Annotated in this window: 4 protein-coding genes; 3 read left to right on the forward strand and 1 reads right to left on the reverse strand. The window is 71.3% G+C overall.

Going from position 1 to position 2,711, the window contains the following annotated elements:
• The 3 genes from HUU95_RS13590 to HUU95_RS13600 form a co-directional block, all read left to right on the forward strand.
• Positions 1 to 368 (forward strand): CPBP family intramembrane glutamic endopeptidase (locus HUU95_RS13590; RefSeq protein ID WP_174280593.1); only part of this gene is annotated, 368 nt, incomplete at its 5' end.
• A gap of 55 nt (positions 369 to 423) precedes the next feature.
• On the forward strand, positions 424 to 1,599 hold the full coding sequence (gene rlmN, locus HUU95_RS13595) for a 23S rRNA (adenine(2503)-C(2))-methyltransferase RlmN (RefSeq protein ID WP_174280594.1): 1,176 nt from the start codon (positions 424 to 426) through the stop codon (positions 1,597 to 1,599).
• A gap of 69 nt (positions 1,600 to 1,668) precedes the next feature.
• Positions 1,669 to 2,283, forward strand: a complete 615-nt coding sequence (locus HUU95_RS13600) for a hypothetical protein (protein ID WP_174280595.1) — start codon at positions 1,669 to 1,671, stop codon at positions 2,281 to 2,283.
• Positions 2,284 to 2,332: 49 nt separating this feature from the next.
• Here HUU95_RS13600 and HUU95_RS13605 read toward each other — a convergent pair.
• On the reverse strand, positions 2,333 to 2,711 hold a 379-nt coding region (locus HUU95_RS13605), incomplete at its 5' end, for a serine hydrolase (protein ID WP_174280596.1).

A 2,711-nucleotide genomic window follows, 5' to 3' on the forward strand; every position in this document is an offset into this window, starting at 1 on the left:
ATGCGCGGCGCCCGGCCGACCCCGCGCAGGCGGCGGCCGCGCTGATGATGCCGCGCGGGCGACGCGAGACGGGGTGGTTCCTGGCCTTCGCGATCGGGGTCGGCGGCGGCTGGGAAGTGCTGTATCGCGGCTATCTGTTCTGGTCACTGGCGCCGCTCACTGGCGGGCTCGGCGCGGTGGCGGCGATGGCGCTGAGCTATGGCGTCGCGCACGGCTATCGCGGGCCGGGGGCGCTGGCGGCGAGCATCGCGGGCGCGCTGTTCTTCGCCGGCGGCTATGCGCTGACCGGGAGCCTGTGGTGGCTGATCGTGCTGCACGTCGGCCTGCCGCTGATCGGGCTGCGCGTGCGCCCCATGGCGCCCGGCTAGAAAAATCCGGCGCTTCCGCTATGTATCGCGCATGCTGACAGAGCCGGCCGCCGTCATGCCCATCCCCGGGCACATCGATCCCGTGCCCGTCGCGCGGCCCCTGCCGGCGCGGCCGGACGGGCGCGTCGACCTGATCGGCCTGTCCCGCGACCAGCTTCGCGCGGCGCTGGCCGAGGCGGGCATGGAGCCCCGGCAGGCGAAGCTGCGCGCCAAGCAGATCTGGCACTGGCTGTACAATCGCGGCGCCACCGACTTCGCGGCGATGACCGACATCGCCAAGGCGCAGGCGCCGTGGCTGGCGGAGCGCTTCGCGATCGGGCGGCCCGAGGTGGTGGAGGCGCAGGTCTCGACCGACGGGACGCGCAAATGGCTGCTGCGCTCGCCCGATGGCCAGGATTACGAGGCGGTGTTCATCCCTGACGCCGATCGCGGCACCCTGTGCGTGTCGAGCCAGGTCGGCTGCACGCTCAACTGCCGCTTCTGCCACACCGGGACGATGCGGCTGGTGCGCAACCTGACGGCGGGCGAGATTGTCGGCCAGGTGATGCTCGCGCGCGACGCGCTGGGCGAGTGGCCGTCCCAACCCGAGGGGCGGATGCTCACCAACATCGTGATGATGGGAATGGGTGAGCCGCTCTATAATTTCGACGCCGTGCGCGACGCGTTGGCGGTGGTGATGGACGGCGACGGGCTGGCGCTGTCGAAGCGGCGGATCACGCTGTCGACCAGCGGCGTCGTGCCGATGATGGCGCGCGCGGGGGCGGAGATCGGGGTCAACCTCGCCGTGTCGCTGCACGCGGTGACCAAGGCGGTGCGCGACGAGATCGTGCCGCTCAACCGCAAATACGGGATCGAAGAGCTGCTCCAGGCCTGCGCCGACTATCCCGGCGCCAACAACGCGCGACGCATCACGTTCGAATATGTCATGCTCGACGGCAAGAACGACAGCGACGACGACGCGCGCGAGCTGGTGCGGCTGATCCGGCACTATCGGCTGCCGGCGAAGGTGAACCTGATCCCGTTCAATCCCTGGCCCGGCGCGCCCTATGCGTGCTCCCCGCCCGAGCGCATCCGCGCGTTCAGCAACATCATCTTCGAGGCGGGCATCAGCGCGCCCACGCGCACCCCGCGCGGCCGCGACATCGACGCGGCGTGCGGCCAGCTGAAGACGGCGGCGGCGAAGAAGACGCGGGCCGAGCTGGACCGGGAGGGGGAGGCGGCGCTGGGCTGAGGCGCTCCTGCTGGCCGTTCCGGCACCGCCACGTCGTTTCGTGAGCGAGACGACGCCGAGAGATTGGACATGCTTCAGGAAGACGCGATCCGCGTCGAGGCGCTGCTCGCGCCCGGCGAGCGGGTGCTGCGCGAGACGCCGGTGACGGCGCTGATGCCGCGCGCGGGGATCGTCGCGATCGGCTGGGCGGTGCCGGCGTTCGCGGTCGGGTTCTTTCCACTTCGCGCCGTGATCCTCTATTTGCTGCACCCGTCAGCCGATGCCCGCATACCATGGTGGCTGCTGCTCGTGTTCGTCGGCTTTGGGCTGTTGTGGCTCACCATCGCGCGGGCGCTCGTGCTGGAGCCGAGACGGCTCGCCCGTCTCTGGCCTCACATCACGCACGTCCTCACCGACCGGCGGTTCCTGGCGATCGATCGGCGCACGGGCGTGCTGTGGGAGAACGAGCTGACGACCATCTGGACGATCAAGACCTTCTCGCCCTTTGGCCGGCTGACGCTGACGCGGCGCGGCGCCAGCAGCGACACGGGCCGGTATGCGCGCAACCGCGACTATGACGGCGTCGCGGACGTGGCGGCGGTGGCGCAGGAGATCGCGGACATGACGGGCGTGCCCGTGGGCGTTACCCCTGCGACCGTGAAGGCCAGCATCGCGCAGATGCCGCCGGGAACGAAGGTGCGGTGATCGCCTCCCCGGCTTTCGCCGGGGAGGCGATCAAATCAGGCGCCTCGCTTTAAACTCCCGCGTAGCTCGTCACCGCGCGGGCCACGTTCTGGATCAGCGCCTGCCGCTGGCCGATCGGGCGCGTCGTGTCGCCGATCAGGACCGCCAGCGCGAAGCGGCGGCCGTCGGGGGCGGTGAGCAGGCCGACGTCGTTGAAGCCGGCGTTGCGCCCGGCCAGGTCCTGGCCGGTGCCGGTCTTGTGGCTGATCTCCCACCCGCCCGGGATCGCGGCGCGCAGCCGCGCGCGGCCCGTCACCGACTGCGCCATCGTACCCAGCATCACGCGCGTCGACGTCTCGCTCAGCAGCTCGCCGCGCGCGAGGCGCGCGAGCGCGTCGGCGATGGCGAGCGGCTCGGCGCCGTCGGGCGGATCGGACACATAGCGGTCC

Source organism: Sphingomonas bacterium (assembly GCF_903643065.1).
GTDB lineage: Bacteria > Pseudomonadota > Alphaproteobacteria > Sphingomonadales > Sphingomonadaceae > Sphingomonas.